This is a genomic window from Pseudomonas sp. Marseille-Q0931 (assembly GCF_940789645.1).
Classification (GTDB): domain Bacteria; phylum Pseudomonadota; class Gammaproteobacteria; order Pseudomonadales; family Pseudomonadaceae; genus Aquipseudomonas.
This window is the reverse complement of sequence record NZ_CALNWT010000018.1, coordinates 32,911-48,040: the sequence shown is the minus strand read 5'-3', so window position 1 is coordinate 48,040 and position 15,130 is coordinate 32,911. Positions and strand designations below refer to the sequence as shown.

Genomic DNA, 15,130 nt, shown 5'->3' with positions numbered 1-15,130 from the left:
TTGAGTACTGGGTAGTCGATCCGTAGGGCGTACTCGCGAAGCAGTACGGCGGCGCACACCGCCATCTTGGTCAAGCCGTGCATGGGACAACGGCCGTTATCTCGATAGGTAGCGCGGGTGCAGCCCGCCAACGGCTAAACGGCGGGTTGCACCCGCCCTACAAGCGGCAGGCCTTCCGACAGGTGTCGATCAGCCGCATACGCAAAAGGCCGGGCAGAGGTCGCCCCCTGCCCGGCCCGTTTCAACACCGATTACCAGCTGAGCACGGCACCCACGGCGAAGGTGTCGGTGTCCTCGTTCAGACCGCTGCCGGCGGCGGCGTCGATCTGGTACTGGTTGTACTCGGCGACCAGCTTGAGGTTGTCGTTGATGGTGCGGAAATAGGCGATGCCGCGGGTCTCGTAGTCCGCCGCCACGCCCAGGCCGTTGCCGTCGTCCTCGGTCTTGCCGTAGGACAGCGCCACGCGGTTCTTGCCCCAGGTGTAGGAACCCTGCAGCAGGTAGCCGTCGCTGTCGATATCGCGCAGGGTCGGCTCGCCCAGGTTGTTGGTGAAGAACGGGTTGATGCCCTTGGCCTGGAAACCCGAACCGGTCAGCGACAGGCCGCCGAACTTGGCCTGCACGCCATAGCCGAGGCCCTTGGAGGTGACCTTGTCGACGGTGTCGTCGGTGTTCTCGGAGGTCTGGTAGGCACCGTTGACCCAGGTGTAGATGGTCGAACCGCCCACATCGAACTGGTAGCTGACTTCCGATTCGAAGCGCGGGTTTTCCTGGTAGGCCTTGCCGGTCGGGCTGTCGTCGTTAGTGTCGACCGGGTCCATGATGCCAACCGCAAAGCGCAGGCCTTCGGCCAGGTTGTTGTTACGGTAGGTGATCTGCGAGGTCGGGAACGGATACGGGTAGCCGGTGCCGATATTGCCGAAGGACACGCCGTTGCCGTCCACCAGGCCGAGGGTGTCGGACACGTTGCCGTACCCGGCCAGCAGCTCATCGAGGAAGATGTTGGAGCGCGAGAACAGACCGAAGTCCTTGCCCACCAGCACCTCGCCCCACTCCGGGCTGGAAACGGTGCCGTAGAACTGACGGACGTCGATGGCGGTATCGGTGCCATTGGTTTCGCTGTCATTGATGGTGACCCAGAAGGACGAGCGACCGGTCAGTTTCAGATCATCGATCTGCTTGCCGAAGTTGAAGCCGATCCAGTTGGGCAGAAAGCCCATCTTCACCCGCGACTGACGGCGGTCGAACTGCTCGCCGTCACGGTCCACGTCGCTGTTGACGTAGAAGGCGTTGATGTAGCCGTCGGTAGAGAAAGTGGTGTCGTCCTTGTCGTACAGGACGATCTCGGCGGCGGCCTGCTGCGCAGTCGCCAGGGCGACGGCGGTGGCCAGGGTCAGGGGCAGAAATCGAGTGATGGCGATCTTGTTGTTGTGCATAACGCTCTCCGCTTGAGTGGCGACCGCCAGGGCAGTCGTGTCGGAGGCGATTATCGAAAGCGAGCCAGGCAGGCCATACGCTGCCTTGGCAGCGATTCGCTGCTGCTTTGGCCGGGCGCTACCGGCCCGCTCCCGCCGGCTCGCGACCGACCTGCTACCGGTAGCGGGAGAAAGGTCGTAGTACCTGGCCAGTCCTAGGGTGTAGATGCGCCATTACGCGTCGCGCAGAAGTTGGGAAGGAGGAATGCAGGAAGACGCCATGGCGGAACGCCAGGCTGTTCCGGGCAGGATTCATGGTGATGCGTGGGAGGCAGCGCTTGCCTAGACGGGCGCCGGAGCTCCGCTGGCCAATACTCGCCAGTCGCGGGCGAGCAGCAACTGCTTATACGCGCGCAGCAGATCGCTCGCGGACAGCACCGTCAGCGCCTGCGAAACCTGCTGCGGATGCGCCTCGGGCAAGCCCGCGAGATACAGCTGCCACAGCTGCTCGGCGCGAGCCAGGTTAGACTTGGCCGGACTCAATGTCGCTTGCAACGCATCAAGGGCGCCCGACAGCGTCGCGTCATCCAGCCCTTCGAGCACCGCGCGCGGCTCATCGAGAAAGGCGTGGATATGAGCGAAGATACCGGCCGCATCGCAGACCGGCGACTGCAAGGCGAACAGCAGACCTCTGCTGCCCTGCACCTGGCGAAAACCGGCGAACAACGCATAACCCAGTTGCAGCTCACCCCGCAGCCGCTGGTAGAAGCGCCCCTGCAGCAACTGCCCGAGCAGGCGCCAGGCCGCCTCGGTAGGAGCTGCGGTGTCAGGCAGCGGGCAGAACAGCAGCAGTGCCGAATCCGCGTCGGGCTGCGGGACCTCGTGCCAGTCAATTCCTCTCCAGGCACCTGATGCTGGGGGCAAATCCGTCAGGGGGGCGACCGCCGTGCACAACTCGGCGAGGTGTGCCTGCTCTCGCTCGTCCAGGCCGACGCTCAGCCCTTGCAGCGTCGATGCTGCGGGCAGCTCGCACAGCTGAGGCAAACGCTGCAGCAGCATCCGCAATAGCATGCCCTGCGATAAGGGCTCGGCTGGCTCGCTTACCGGCGCCAACAACAACGGCAGCAGTTGCGCGCTGAAAGTCGGCAGCAGCGCCGCAGGCCCCTGCAAGGCCAGGGTCCAGCCTGAGGCATTCACGCTGAGCTGGCTGGTAATGCCAAGCCGCTCTCCACGCCAGCGCAGATCAGCGCTACGCGCCAACAGGGCGGCTTCGCTGACCGCTGCATCGAAGCTGCTGGCACAGGCGCCGCGCCAGTAAAGCGCGGCCGGACCGCCTTCGGGCTGCCCTGAGTAATGCCTCAATCCTGCCAACGGCAGAACGGCCGACGCAGAGGTGTGCTTGTCCAGCAGCGGCTCATCGCTGCACAGCTGCCATTCGCGCTCAAACAGTAGCGGCGCCTCGGCCGGCAAGGCCTGTAGTGGTAGCGCCAATCCAGTCGCGGGCCACTCTGATTGCGCACGCTGGCTGCATTGCAGCTCTATCAAACCGTCGCCTTGCGCCAACTGCCCGAGCAGCGCGGCCAGGGAGCGCAAGGTGGTGTCGTTTTCCTGCTCGGGGGCCTGCAGGTGCTGAGCCAGTGCCAGTGAGCTAAGCCCTAACAACCTCAGTGCGACCGCCTGCTGATGACCCTGCAGCCGCTGCGGCCAATGTTCATGGCCCTGCAGCTGCGCCGCCCAACTCTGCACCGCTGCACGCAAGGCCGGACCCTGCTCCGTCGTGGCGCCGGGAAAATCGAAGCGCAGCAGACACTGGCCCTGATGCCGATACAACTCCCGCACCTGCAATTGCCGACACAGCTGCCGCTCACGCAAGCCAGCCAGCAGGCCGCCAGATGCGGGGTCATGCAGGGTGTCCAACAATAACTCCAGTGGTGCCTGCAACTGGCACGCATCGATCTGAGCGGCAAAGCCCAAATGCACGGCGGGCCGATCGTGCTGCAGACTCAGGCGTGAGGCGCGCAACGGCAGCAAGTCGACCACCGCTGTGCAATCGGCCTCGATCACTGCACTCGGCCATGGCCCAAGCAGCGCCTCGGCGATATCCAGCAACTGCTCTGGCACTTGCGGCCCCACCAGGGTCAGGCACATATATCTGGCCTGGTAGTGGCGCTGGTGATACGCACGCAGCGCCTGCTGAAACCCCTCGGACTCGACAAGCAGCGTGCTGCGATCCCCCGCCAGAAAGTCACTGCAGCGATGCCCGACGGCCAGCGCCTGGCCCAGTGCGTGATTAACGAGGCTATCGGCATCCTGGCTACGCGCCAGGTATTCGGCGTGCAGCACTTCGCGCTCGCGCAACTGCGCGTCGATATCCAGCAGCGGCTGGCAGAGCATATCCAGCAGACGCGTCAGCGCCGGCTGGAGAAGCTCGGCCGGCAGTTCACAGACGAAATCGGTGTGCCGCGCCTGGGTCGAGGCATTGACCAGGCCGCCGTGGCACTGAACGAACGCCATCAGCCCCTGATCAGGCGCGTAATTGCGGCTACCGAGAAACAGCAGGTGTTCGAGAAAGTGCGCCAGGCCGGGATAGTCCGGCGGCTCGTCATGACTGCCCGCCGCCACCCGCAGGCACACCCCTACCCGCTGCGCCCAGGGCTGTTGCTGCGCGCGCAGCAGTGCGCCATTGGCCAGGCGCCGAACAGAGGCAGGAGGTGGAACGTACAAGGTCATCAAGGGTTCTCTAGGCAGCTTAGCGTCCAGCTTCGACAACGCACCTGCCTCTGACAATGCTGCTTTTGGCCGGCTAAAGCACGCCTTTGGTCGTAAAAACCGCGCATGCAGGGACACAAACGCCCCGACATCAGCCTTGCGGCCGGTGTCGGGGCGTCGCTTGGCCGAGGTCAGCTACGGCAATCCGCGATCAGCCCCTTGATCAGGCCGATCATCAGCAACAGCATCAGCGCCATGAACGGCAGGCCCATGGCCACGGCGCCGGCCTGAATGCCCTTGAGCGCAGTGTCACCGCCAATCACGAACAGTGTCACGGTCACCAGCGCGATCATCACCAGCCACAGCACGCGCTGCCCCGGCTGGGTATCGGGATCGCCACCGGCGGCGAGGTTATCGACAACCAGCGCGCCGGAGTCCACCGAGGTGACCATGAAGAACACCAGCAGAGCGACGACCAGCAGCGAGCCGATGCCGGCCAGCGGCAGCATTTCCAGGAACTGGAAGATGGCCATGTTGACATCGCTCAGGCCAGCCGCCAGAGCACCGCTGCCATCGATCACCTGGGCGATGGCGCCGCCACCGAATGCCGAGAACCACAGCAGCGTCACCACGGTCGGTACCAGCATCACCATACCGACCATCTGGCGCAAGGTGCGGCCCTTGGAAACGCGGGCGACAAAGATCCCCACCAGCGGCCCCCAGGTGCACCACCAGGCCCAGTAGAACACCGTCCAACCCTGAAACCAGTCCTGGTCAACACGATCGATCCAGTTGCTCAGCGGCAGGAACATCTGGCCGTAGTCGACCACCGTGCTCAAGGCGTTGGAGAAGAACGCCGTTGCGCCGATGCCGACCGCGACCAGCAAAAACAGCATCAGCGCCAGCAACATGTTGATGTTGCTCAGGACCTTGACCCCGGCATCCAGCCCACGCCACAACGAGAATGCAGCCAGCCCCGTGACCGCGACGATGAACATCAGCTGAAAGGCGAAGGTATTGGGCGTGCCCAGCACGTAGGCGATACCGGCCGTGGCCTGCATTGCTCCCAGGCCGAGGGAGGTGGCCAGGCCAAAGATGCTAAGCACCACGGTGAACACGTCGACCACCTGCCCCGGCAGGCCACGGTGCCCGCGCCCCAGCAGCGGCTGCAGACCGGAGCTGAGCGACAGCGGCAGCCCCTTGTTGTAGGAGAAGTATCCCACCACCAGCGCAGTGGTCAGGTAGATCGCCCAGGGGTGAAAGCCCCAGTGATACAGGGTCGCACCCATGGCCGCGTGTGCGGCCTCCGGGGTGTTGGCGGCGACATTCAGCGGTGTTTTCCACCAGGCGGTGTATTGCGCAACCGGCTCGGCCACGCCCCAGTACAGCAGGCCGACGCCCATGCCGGCAGCGAACATCATGGAGAACCACGACAGGGTGCTGAACTCGGGCTTGGCCTCACGACCACCGAGGCGCACCTTGCCCAGCGGCGAAAACGCCAGCCCGGCGCAGAACAGCACCGACAAGTTGCCCATGATGATGATGAACCAGTCGAAATTCTGCAGGATCCAGCCCTTGATGCCTTCGAGTGTCTCGCCGAAGACCGCCGGATTGCTCAACGCCAGGAGAACCAGCAGCAGGATGATGGAGAAGGAAGCGGGGAATATGACGCGATGAAAATTCAACCCGAGCACTCGGATATTGAACTCTCGACCGACTATGTCTTGCGCAACCATAGGCTTCATGCACGCACCTCGATTTTGTTCTTGTAATGGTTTCTCCGCATGCGCACCAAATCTTGCAGATGCAAATAACAGCTCGGTAGACACCGCGGGTGATTAATAGTCGATCAGGCCAGAATTCACCGACAAACCATTTAATCTGCGCGACTTATGACTTTTAATCATCAATTCAGGCAGCCCTTTCCCGCACTTCATAAAGCGCTGAAGGCCCTGTCTCACGGGCGCTGACGAGCCGCCGGCAGGCTCCTGCCGACTCGTTTCACCGACTGGGATTGGGGGGATCCGTGCGCTTATCAGCACATGCCTGTCAAAGCCTCTGCCCAGGTACCTGCTCGGCGCTGTCCTCGATGCTGACCGCCGGCTCGATGACCGCAGCCAGGGTCGTGCAGGCCAGACCGTTGGGTGTGGCCTGGTGTTGTAGTGGTGCATCGTCCTGCAGGTGTTCGCCGGTCACGCGGCCCTGGCCCACGGCGACTGCCAGTACAGCGGCACTGACGGCGAAAAACACATACAGACTGGAGGCGCCGAAATGCCCCATCAGCGCACCGGCCAGCAACGGGCCGATACAGGCGCCCACACCGAAGGTGCCGAGCAATAGCCCGGCCAGTGAAACCCGCAGTCGCGGCTCCATGTTGTCGTTGGCCAGTGCCACGCCCAACGGGTACAGGCAGAACTGCAGGAAACCGATGCAGGCGCTGAACACCAGCAGCACGCCGAACGACAGCTCCTCATAGAACGCCAGCGGTAGACAGGTCAGGATCAGCAACGCCGCAACGCCGCGAATCAGGCTGGCGCGTGGCAGGCGGTCCGACAGCCAGCCGAGTGGCAGTTGGGCGAGCAGCCCGGCAGCGATCGCCAGGGCCATGAACTGACCCACCTCGGCCGTGCCCAGGCCCTGCCGGCTGGCATAGATCGATGACAGCCCATAGAAGCCGCCATTGATCATCCCCGATATGAGCACGGTCATCAGCGATTGCGGCACGCGCTGCAGGAACAGGCGTAAGTCCACCGGTTCCGAACTCGGTATGCTGGGATGGCTACTGCGGGTCAGCGCCACCGGCACCTGGCTCAGCGCGAAGGCGATAGCCACGCCGAGCAGCGCATGCAGGCCGAGGTCGCCATCGATGCTCAGCGCCAGTTGGCCAAGCATCATGCCGACATAGGCCGCGACCATGTAAATGCCCAGCACCTTGCCGCGCTGGTCGCTCTGCGCGCAGTCGTTGAGCCAGCTCTCCACCACCATCAGCTGACACATCATGGCCATCCCGACCAGCAGGCGCAGCAACAGCCAGAGCGGCAGTGCCTCGCTGAAGGCATGGGTCAGCACCGCCGCGCAGATGATCCCGGAGCAGGCCACATAGGTGCGGATATGACCGACACGGCCGATCAGCACCTGGCCAACCTTGCCGCCGAACACCATACCCAGGGCATTGGCCGCCATCAGCGCACCGCCCCAGAACTCGGCGGCGCCGCCAGCAGTAAGGCGCAGTGCCAGGTAGGTCATCAGCAGGGTCGAGCCGAGCTGCATCAGCAGGCTGGCCAGATAGAGTGCAGCGAACGCCTGGGTCAGTCCGAGCAATTGCTCACCCCTTTTCTAGTGACAACCACCACGCCTGAGCCGGGCGCACAGCAAAGCGGGACCATCGACAACGCTCCCCTGACCAGCAGGCGGGTAAGAAACTACCTGCTAGGCCAGACCGTGCCGTTGTTTCCAGTCACCCGGATGGACCACGTAACCGAATAGCGCATGGCCGCCGTAGACCAGCTCGGTGCCCTCGGGAATCCACAGCAGCTGACCCGGCTGAACGCGATAAAGCTCGCCATTGGCCTGCAGCTCGAAGCAGCCCTCGATGACGAAAATCACCTCATCGTAGAGCAGGGTCCAGGCTACCTCGGCGCCTTCCCAGCGGGCGAAACCGATGCCGATGTTCGGCGAGATCTCGTTGCTGATCGCCCGCGCCACGAAGGCGGCGCCGGGCGGCCCGCCACGCGGGACGAACTCCAGATCATGGTGGTCGACCAGAAGCACCGGGCCTTTGCCGGAAACGACCTGGCTCATAGCTCGCTCCGACTGTTCCAGGCCGCCAGGCGAATGCGCGAGCGCACGCCCAGGCCGAGGAAAGGCTCGGGCGGGTTGAGCGACGGCATGCCGGTGACTGCGCGGATATCGCGCAACTGCGCCGAATCGCTGCCGACCGCCAGATCCGCCAGCAGCGTGCCGGAAATGGTGCCCCATGCCGCGCCGACGCCGTTGTCGCAGGCCGAGGCGAACACCCCTGGCTCAAGTTCACCGAAGAAGTTGGTGAAGTTGCGCGAGATCGCATAAACCCCACCCCAGGAGTGGCTGAACGGCACATCGGCCAACTGCGGAAAGCGCGCCAGGAAGGCCTTGCGATGGTCGGCACGTACCGATTCGCGCATCGCGGCGCTGGTGCTCTTGCCGTACCTGGGCACGTGCTTGTAGGTGTTGCGGATGATCAGGCGGCGATCCTGAGTCATGCGTACCGTGGTGCCAGCATGATCGGCCGGGGTCAGCCCCCAGTCGAGCTGACCGCCATAGGCCGCCAGCTCGCCATCGTTCAGCGGACGCGTCCAGCTGGCGAAGGTCATCACTGGCAGCAGGCGGTTACGCAGGTAACCGAACTCCTGGGTGAAAATACTGGTGCCGAGCAGCAACTTCTCGGTGCGAATCGAACCTTGGCTGGCCTGCAGCAACCAGCCGCCCCGCCCGTCACGCTGCAGGCGGGTAATAGGCGACTCTTCCAACAGCTCGACGTTGTTCGGCAGTGAGCGCGCCAGACCGGCGACCAACGCCGCCGGCTGCATCAGGTAACAACCCGGGGTGAAAATCGCGCGGCTGTAATAGGCATTGCCCAGCACCTGGGCCAGCTCATCACGTTCGACCAGGCGGAAGGGCTCGCCAAGGTGCTTCAGCAGTTGCTCGAAGTGCTGCAGATACGCAAGGCCACGCGGGCCCACAGCGCCCTGATACTTGCCGGCATGGGACCACTGGCAGTCGATCCCGTGACGCTCGATCAGCCCCTGCAACTGCGTGATAGCAGTGCGGTTGAGCGACAGCAGACGCTGCTTGTGGGCCGGATCGGGATGTTCCAGGGCGAACTTGTGCGGCAGGTCGATGACGAAGCCGGAGTTGCGCCCGGAAGCGCCCTGGCCGACACGCTGGGCGTCGACCAGGATGATGCGTTTGTCCGGCAGCAGCTCGCCGAGACGTCGTGCAGCAGCCAGGCCGGCGAAACCGGCGCCGATCACTGTGTAGTCGGCATGTTGCTCGCCTTGCAGGCGCTTGCACGCGGGTTGTTGCGGCAGCGCGGCGTACCAGCCGCAGCTGCTGTCATCATGGGGCAGATTGATTTGCTTGCTCATGCGCGTGCCCTCAGGCCACTGATCGTCGTGCGTTCTGGCAGCTTTGCAGCCAGCTGTTGCGCTGGGTCTGCGCCTGTCGTCCGAGCAGGACGAAGCCGCACGCCAGCCCCTGGGCATCGTAGAACCCCGCGCTAAGGCCATCAGCGCTCGCTGTGCAGCGCCACTCTCCGGCGGTGCCAGGTGCCGGCGCCAGCAGGCACAGCGGCGCGGCTGGGGTTTTCACCGTCACCGGCATCAGCGGATGGCTAACCGCCGTCGGCTGGCCGAGCAGGGTCTTGCTCAGCGCGGCGATGCCCTGGTTGATCGGCGCCAGATAAGGCAGCAGTTGTCCCTCGACTTCGATGCAGTCACCCAAGGCATAAATGCCCGGTTGCGAACTCTGCAGTTGAGCATCGACCTGAATCCCGCGTCCCACGGCCAGCCCGGCACCTTTGGCCAGGCCCAGATTGGGTTGCAGGCCAACGGCCGAGAGCAGCAGATCGGCCTCCAGGCTATCGCCATTGGCCAGCGTCAGGCGATAGCCCTGCTCCAGCGCGTCGACACGGCGCACGGTGTTCTGCAGGTGCCAGCTGACGCCCAACTCGGCCAGTGCGTTCTGCAGGTGTTGCCCGGCCTCGGCCGGCAGCAGGCGCTCCATCGGCCACTTACCGAGGCCGATGACGCTGACCTGAAAACCATTGGCCGCCAGGTCGTTGGCGAACTCGCAACCGATCAGGCCATCGCCGAGAATCGCCACACGCCGCACGCCGATCAGGCGCTCGCGGAAGCTGCGGTAGTCATGCAGGTTGTTGACACTGATCAGCGCGTCGCCGGGCCCTTCGATGGGCAGGCGGATCGGCGCAGCGCCGCTGGCCAACACCAGTTGGCCGTACTCCATCTCACCGATATTGGTGTGCAGGCGCCGCGCCGTGGTATCGATGTGCTCGACCGTGCAGTGCGGGTAGACGCGAATCTTCAGGCGCTTCTCGATGGCCAGCGCCGACTCACTGGCCAACGCGTCGGCGCTCTTGCCCTGAGCCAGGCCGATGGACAGCGCCGGCTTGGAGTAGAGGTGGCCGGAGTCCTGCGTCAGCACACGGATTTCCACCTCGGCATCAGCGCGGCGCAGGGCCTGGGCTAGGCCATAACCGGCATAGCCGCTGCCGATGATGACGATTGGCTGACGCACCTCGGCCGCCACGGCCTGCAATGGTTGCGGCGGTACCGGCAGCGGCGTGCTGAGCGGCGCCGCCGCGCCGGCGACTACCGGACTGATGTCGAGCATCTCGAAATCGTCCTTGCCGACTTTGCACTCCGGGCACTTCCAGTCCGCCGGCACGTCTTCCCAACGGGTGCCGGCGACGATACCGTCGTCCGGCCAGCCCAGGGCCTCGTCATAGATGAGGCCGCAGACCACACACAACCAGGTCTTGAACATGTCGCTCACTCCCCCGCCACGCGAATGGCTACGTTCTTGGTGCGCACGTAGCTGTACAGGGCTTCCTGGCCCTTCTCACGACCGAAGCCAGACAGGCCAACACCGCCGAACGGCGTTTCGATGCCACCGGCATACCATTCGTTGACGAATACCTGGCCAGCGCGCAGGCGCCGCACGCAGCGCATGGCGCGGCTGATGTCCTGGGTGAAGACGCCGGCGACCAGGCCGAAATCGGTGCCATTGGCGATCTCGATGGCCTGCTCTTCGCTGTCGAAGGGGATGATCGCCAGCACTGGGCCGAACACCTCTTCCTGGGCGATGCACATGTCCGCGCGCACATCGCGGAACACCGTCGGACGCATGAAGTGCCCGGCCAGCTCGCTGTGAGCCTCGCCACCGGTGGCCACTACCGCGCCCTCATCGACTGCGCGCCGACACAGGGTTTCGATGCTGGCCAGTTGTCCTGCGCTGACCACCGGGGTGAGGTCCGGGTTGTCCTGGCCGAGACCGACGCTGAGCCCTTCGGCCAGCTCGACCACCGCATGGACGATGTCCTCGTAGATCTCGCGCTGCACCAGCAGACGCGACATGGCCGAGCAGACCTGCCCGGCATTGAAGAAGATGCCGCTCTTGACGCTCGCCAGAAGCTGCTTACGGTCAACGTCGGCGAAGGCGATGGCGGCCGACTTGCCGCCCAACTCCATGACGCTGGGAATGGCGTTGGCCGCGGCATCTCGGAGAATCGATTGGCCGGTCGGCACCGAGCCGGTGAAGACGATCTGGTCGACCTTGGCGCTGTTCACCAGATGCGCCCCGACCTCGCGACCGCGGCCACAGATCAGGTTGATCGCGCCTTGCGGCAATCCGGCCTTGACGATGGCGCGCACCAGCACGCACATGCCCAGCGGCGACAGCTCCGGCGACTTGATCACCACCGCGTTACCGGCCGCCAGCGCCGGCGCCAGGGAGCGGGCGCAGATGGACACCGGGAAATTCCACGGCACGATCTGCGCCGACACGCCCATGGGGTCGTAGACGGTGAAGTCCATGTAGCCGTCGCCCAGCGGAATCGAGGTGCCCTCGATCTTGTCCGCCATGCCGGCGTAGTACTCGAAGTAGCGCGCGGCCTCGATGAATTCGTCGCGGGCATCGTTGATGCTCTTGCCATTCTCCTGGCACAGCACCCAGGCGCCCTCGTCTGCCACCGCGCGGATTTCCTCGGCGATACGTAGCAACCAGCCGACCCGTTGCGCCGGACGGGCACGGGTCAGTTCACCGCTGTCGGCGCAGCGACGCGCCGCCTGCAGCGCGCGCTCGGCATCCTCGACGGTGGCCTGGGCGATGGTCGCCAGCGGCTCGGCGGTACCGGGGTTGTTCACGCTCAGGCGCTGGACGCTGTCGACCCAGGCACCGTCGATGTAGTTGAGCCAGTGAGAAGCAATCGGATACATGACGACCTCCTCAGGCGTTCTGCGCGATGGCCAGCAACTTACGCGCGGCCCACTGGTGGAAGTAGTGTGTCGGGACATCCATCTCCGGGGAGAACGCGCCGCCGCCGTAGCCCGGCGAATGACGGCCCTTCTGCATGCCTTCGACCGAGGCGATGTCTTCGGCGAACACCACCTTCCATGACTCCAGAATGGCGTTGCGGCAGGCGGCGTACTCGTCGCCCAGCGCCTCGTCGCCGACATAGAACAGGCGCAGGTGCTCCAGGGTGCGCCCCGGCGCGACCGGCTCCAGCTGCATGGCGAAGGCGTGGTCGGCCTGGATGCCCAGCAGCACGTTGGGGAAGAAGGCCACGTATTCGGCGTTGCGCAGACGATCCTGCGGCCAGCTGGGGAACTGCGGCATGTGCGTGCCGGCAACATCGGAGAGGTTGTAGGCGTAGCTGCCCTGGCCGGCGAACTGACCGTCGAAGAGGATGTTGTAGTGATCTTCGAGGCGCGAGTAGGTGTTCAGGCTCGGGTGCACCCACGGCAGGTGGTACGCCTCGCAGTAGTTCTCCACGGCCAGCTTCCAGTTGCAGGCGATGTCCAGAGTGGTGGAATCCATGTTGGCGCGGCGGCGCAACAACCCCATGCCATCCTCACCAAGGAACTGGCTCCAACGCGCGGTCAGCGGCGCCAGCATTTCTTCCAGTGGCTGCGCGTCGCCGGACAGATTGATGAACACCATGTCCATCCAGATTGCGCTACGGATGGCCTTGAGGCCGTGTTTCTCGCAGGCGAAACGCTCGTCCTTGTGCTTGTCGATGCCGCCGACGTGCGGCGTGCCCTTGAGGCCGCCGTTGAGGTCGTAGGTCCAGGAGTGGTAGGGGCAGCGAATCACACCCTGCACGGTGCCGGCCTCGTCCACCAACTTCATGCCACGGTGGCTGCAGACGTTGTGGAAGACCTGCACCAGGCCTTCACGGTTGCGCATCAGCAGCAGCGGCAGGCCCATGAAGTCGACCGGCTTGACCGAGCCATTCTGGGTCAGGTCGCTGGCGAAACCGACACAGGCCCAGGTCTTGCCCATGATCTGATCGCGCTCGAGCTCGAACAACTTCTGATCGGTATAGAACTCGTTGGACAGGCCAGTGGCTTGGTGGATCGGAGCGAGTACGGTTTCCAGCTGGTGCACTGGGATTTGCTGAGTAGTGGATTGAGTCATTGTTGTTATCCCCTGCAAGGCACGGTGGTGGTGATCTCGGCAAGCGTTTGAACGCTGCTCGTTAGTCACCAGTGTCGAAAAGCAGGGGATTGTTCGACAAACGATTTTTTGCACTGATATTTATGATAAAAAATCATAAATATAGGAAAGGTTGAGTTGAATAAACCCAGTAAATCCAAGGGGCTGATGTATGTCGTTAACTCATCGGCTCATGACGAGAAATGGTTTGTCCGGCGTGCCGCCGGTGCCATCTTGCCGCCACTGCGCAACGTTCTGCAGGCACTTGCCAACCCGGCAAGAGCTGCCTGCTGCGCAGCGGTTCTACGCCAACAGCCACGAAACCGCCCTTCTCACTGATCGCCCACGCTGCGGGCAACGTAACGAGCTGCCTCAGGCCAAAAATCTGCGGCAGCCTCGTTTCAACTCGCCTGAACCTCATCACTGGGCGCGTTGGCAACCTGCTCCATCAACCAGCTGCGAAAGCGTTGCACGCTCTGCCGACTGCTGCGGCCCAATGGTTCGAGCAGGCAGAACTGCGCATCGGTGTGCAGCGTGACATCGATGGGCCTCACCAGTGCACCGGTCTGCAGATGGTTGTCCACCAGGTTCGACCATGCCAGCGCGATGCCCTGCCCGCTTAGCGCCGACTGGATGAGCATCGAATAGCTGTTTATGTTGATCCGGTGCCGTGGCTCGCACGCCTTGTAGCCCAGACGCTGGAACCATTCCGGCCAGCTGATCCAGTCGCGCTGCGGGTCTTCCAGCCACAGCCAGGTGCCGGTAGCCAACTGCCTCGGCTCGCAGAAATCCGGGTGTTTGGCCAGATATCCCGGGCTGCATACGGGGAAAACCTCTTCGGCGAACAGCGGCGTCGCCTGCATGTTCTTCGGTGACGTGCGGCAGTAGTACAACGCCAGATCGCAATCCAGGCGGGAGAAATCCTTGACGTGGTCGTAGGCGATGATGCGCAGGTCCACTTCTTCGTTGTCACGCTGAAACTCGGCGACCCGCGGCAGCAACCAGAGCGATGCCATGGCAGTGCTGGTCACCACCGTGACCTGCTGCGCACCGCGCCAGTGGCGGATCTCACCGGTGGCATGGGCCAGCTGCAGCAAGGCTTCACGCACCGTGTCGTAGTAGTGGCTGCCGGTGGGGCTGAGGTTGATCTCGCGGGTGGTGCGTTCGAACAGGGTTTTGCCGAGATAGTCCTCGAGCAGGCGCACCTGTCGGCTGATCGCACCCTGGGTGACGTTCAATTCCTTGGCCGCGAGAGTGAAACTCAGGTTTCGTGCGGCCGACTCGAACGCCACCAGGCTGTTGAGCGGAGGCAGAGGTTGAATCTTCATGCAGGCAATTCACGCAGGTGTTGTTGTTATTTGACCGCTGTCTGGAGCGCGGCTCGTCCTACAGCATGCAGCTTGTAGCCTCAAATCGATACGCCTCGCAGGTGAAAAGTCACAACTGCCTAAGATCGGCAGGGGTCTGCGAGTGATTCTAGTAGAACGACGTCAGCTCAGACTCTCTTGCCCGCGCGCCCGCGAAAACAGATCGCAACGCGCCATCCCTAGGCCGACGAAGCCGAACCGTTCGGGGTCGCTGCGGCGCCTCGGCTATCGGAACGGGTGGAAAACAAGGAAACGGAGGTGAGCCAGAAGCCCTCTGCCTGGACTTCGGTGCTTGCATCCAAGCGACAAGCGGCCCTTCACAGACGCCTGCTGCGTAGGTGCAGCAAATGCTGCATCGCGGCGCCACGCGAGACAGCCAGGCAACCTTCGGGCTGGGAGCTGAAAATCGCCTGCTCAGGTTACCCG

The 15,130-nt window shown here is 63.8% G+C and carries 10 protein-coding genes and 1 pseudogene; all 11 read right to left on the bottom strand.

From position 1 onward, the window contains the following. Positions 1-251 precede the first annotated feature (251 nt). The gene (locus P3C50_RS22375) at positions 252-1,436 is read right to left on the bottom strand and encodes a porin (RefSeq protein WP_275547645.1); all 1,185 of its coding nucleotides are present in this window, start codon (positions 1,434-1,436) and stop codon (positions 252-254) included. 321 nt (positions 1,437-1,757) lie between these two features. Next, positions 1,758-4,145: a pyrroloquinoline quinone biosynthesis protein PqqF gene (gene pqqF, locus P3C50_RS22370; protein WP_275547644.1), complete on the bottom strand. Its 2,388-nt coding sequence runs from the start codon at positions 4,143-4,145 to the stop codon at positions 1,758-1,760. A 170-nt stretch (positions 4,146-4,315) separates the two neighbouring features. After that, positions 4,316-5,869 (bottom strand): BCCT family transporter, encoded by a 1,554-nt coding sequence (locus P3C50_RS22365; RefSeq protein ID WP_275547643.1) that lies wholly within the window; start codon positions 5,867-5,869, stop codon positions 4,316-4,318. Between the two features lie 304 nt (positions 5,870-6,173). Next, positions 6,174-7,436, bottom strand: coding sequence for an MFS transporter (locus P3C50_RS22360; protein WP_275547682.1), 1,263 nt, complete (start codon positions 7,434-7,436; stop codon positions 6,174-6,176). A 117-nt stretch (positions 7,437-7,553) separates the two neighbouring features. After that, positions 7,554-7,925, bottom strand: a complete 372-nt coding sequence (locus P3C50_RS22355; protein WP_275547642.1) for an ethanolamine utilization protein EutQ — start codon at positions 7,923-7,925, stop codon at positions 7,554-7,556. Further along, positions 7,922-9,250, bottom strand: coding sequence for an NAD(P)/FAD-dependent oxidoreductase (locus P3C50_RS22350; RefSeq protein WP_275547641.1), 1,329 nt, complete (start codon positions 9,248-9,250; stop codon positions 7,922-7,924). The genes P3C50_RS22355 and P3C50_RS22350 overlap by 4 nt, the downstream gene beginning before the upstream one ends. A gap of 10 nt (positions 9,251-9,260) precedes the next feature. Continuing rightward, positions 9,261-10,514 (bottom strand): FAD-dependent oxidoreductase, encoded by a 1,254-nt coding sequence (locus P3C50_RS22345; protein ID WP_275547681.1) that lies wholly within the window; start codon positions 10,512-10,514, stop codon positions 9,261-9,263. After that, positions 10,503-10,667: pseudogene (locus P3C50_RS22340) on the bottom strand (rubredoxin); the annotation flags it as partial. The pseudogene P3C50_RS22340 and the gene P3C50_RS22345, both read right to left, overlap by 12 nt. A 5-nt stretch (positions 10,668-10,672) precedes the next feature. Further along, positions 10,673-12,118, bottom strand: a complete 1,446-nt coding sequence (locus tag P3C50_RS22335) for an aldehyde dehydrogenase family protein (protein WP_275547640.1) — start codon at positions 12,116-12,118, stop codon at positions 10,673-10,675. A gap of 10 nt (positions 12,119-12,128) precedes the next feature. Beyond that, a complete protein-coding gene (locus P3C50_RS22330) occupies positions 12,129-13,319 on the bottom strand; it encodes an aromatic ring-hydroxylating oxygenase subunit alpha (protein ID WP_275547639.1) in 1,191 nt (396 codons plus the stop codon). A 419-nt stretch (positions 13,320-13,738) separates the two neighbouring features. Then, positions 13,739-14,665, bottom strand: coding sequence for a LysR substrate-binding domain-containing protein (locus P3C50_RS22325; protein WP_275547638.1), 927 nt, complete (start codon positions 14,663-14,665; stop codon positions 13,739-13,741). Between the last annotated feature and the right edge of the window lie 465 nt (positions 14,666-15,130).

Bases quoted from the DNA above. Each gene is read 5' to 3' on its own strand.
- P3C50_RS22325 (WP_275547638.1), bottom strand. From the start codon at position 14,665: ATGAAGATTCAACCTCTGCCTCCGCTCAACAGCCTGGTGGCGTTCGAG.
- P3C50_RS22365 (WP_275547643.1), bottom strand. From the start codon at position 5,869: ATGAAGCCTATGGTTGCGCAAGACATAGTCGGTCGAGAGTTCAATATC.
- pqqF (WP_275547644.1), bottom strand. From the start codon at position 4,145: ATGACCTTGTACGTTCCACCTCCTGCCTCTGTTCGGCGCCTGGCCAAT.
- P3C50_RS22375 (WP_275547645.1), bottom strand. From the start codon at position 1,436: ATGCACAACAACAAGATCGCCATCACTCGATTTCTGCCCCTGACCCTG.
- P3C50_RS22330 (WP_275547639.1), bottom strand. From the start codon at position 13,319: ATGACTCAATCCACTACTCAGCAAATCCCAGTGCACCAGCTGGAAACC.
- P3C50_RS22345 (WP_275547681.1), bottom strand. From the start codon at position 10,514: ATGCTCGACATCAGTCCGGTAGTCGCCGGCGCGGCGGCGCCGCTCAGC.
- P3C50_RS22335 (WP_275547640.1), bottom strand. From the start codon at position 12,118: ATGTATCCGATTGCTTCTCACTGGCTCAACTACATCGACGGTGCCTGG.
- P3C50_RS22350 (WP_275547641.1), bottom strand. From the start codon at position 9,250: ATGAGCAAGCAAATCAATCTGCCCCATGATGACAGCAGCTGCGGCTGG.
- P3C50_RS22355 (WP_275547642.1), bottom strand. From the start codon at position 7,925: ATGAGCCAGGTCGTTTCCGGCAAAGGCCCGGTGCTTCTGGTCGACCAC.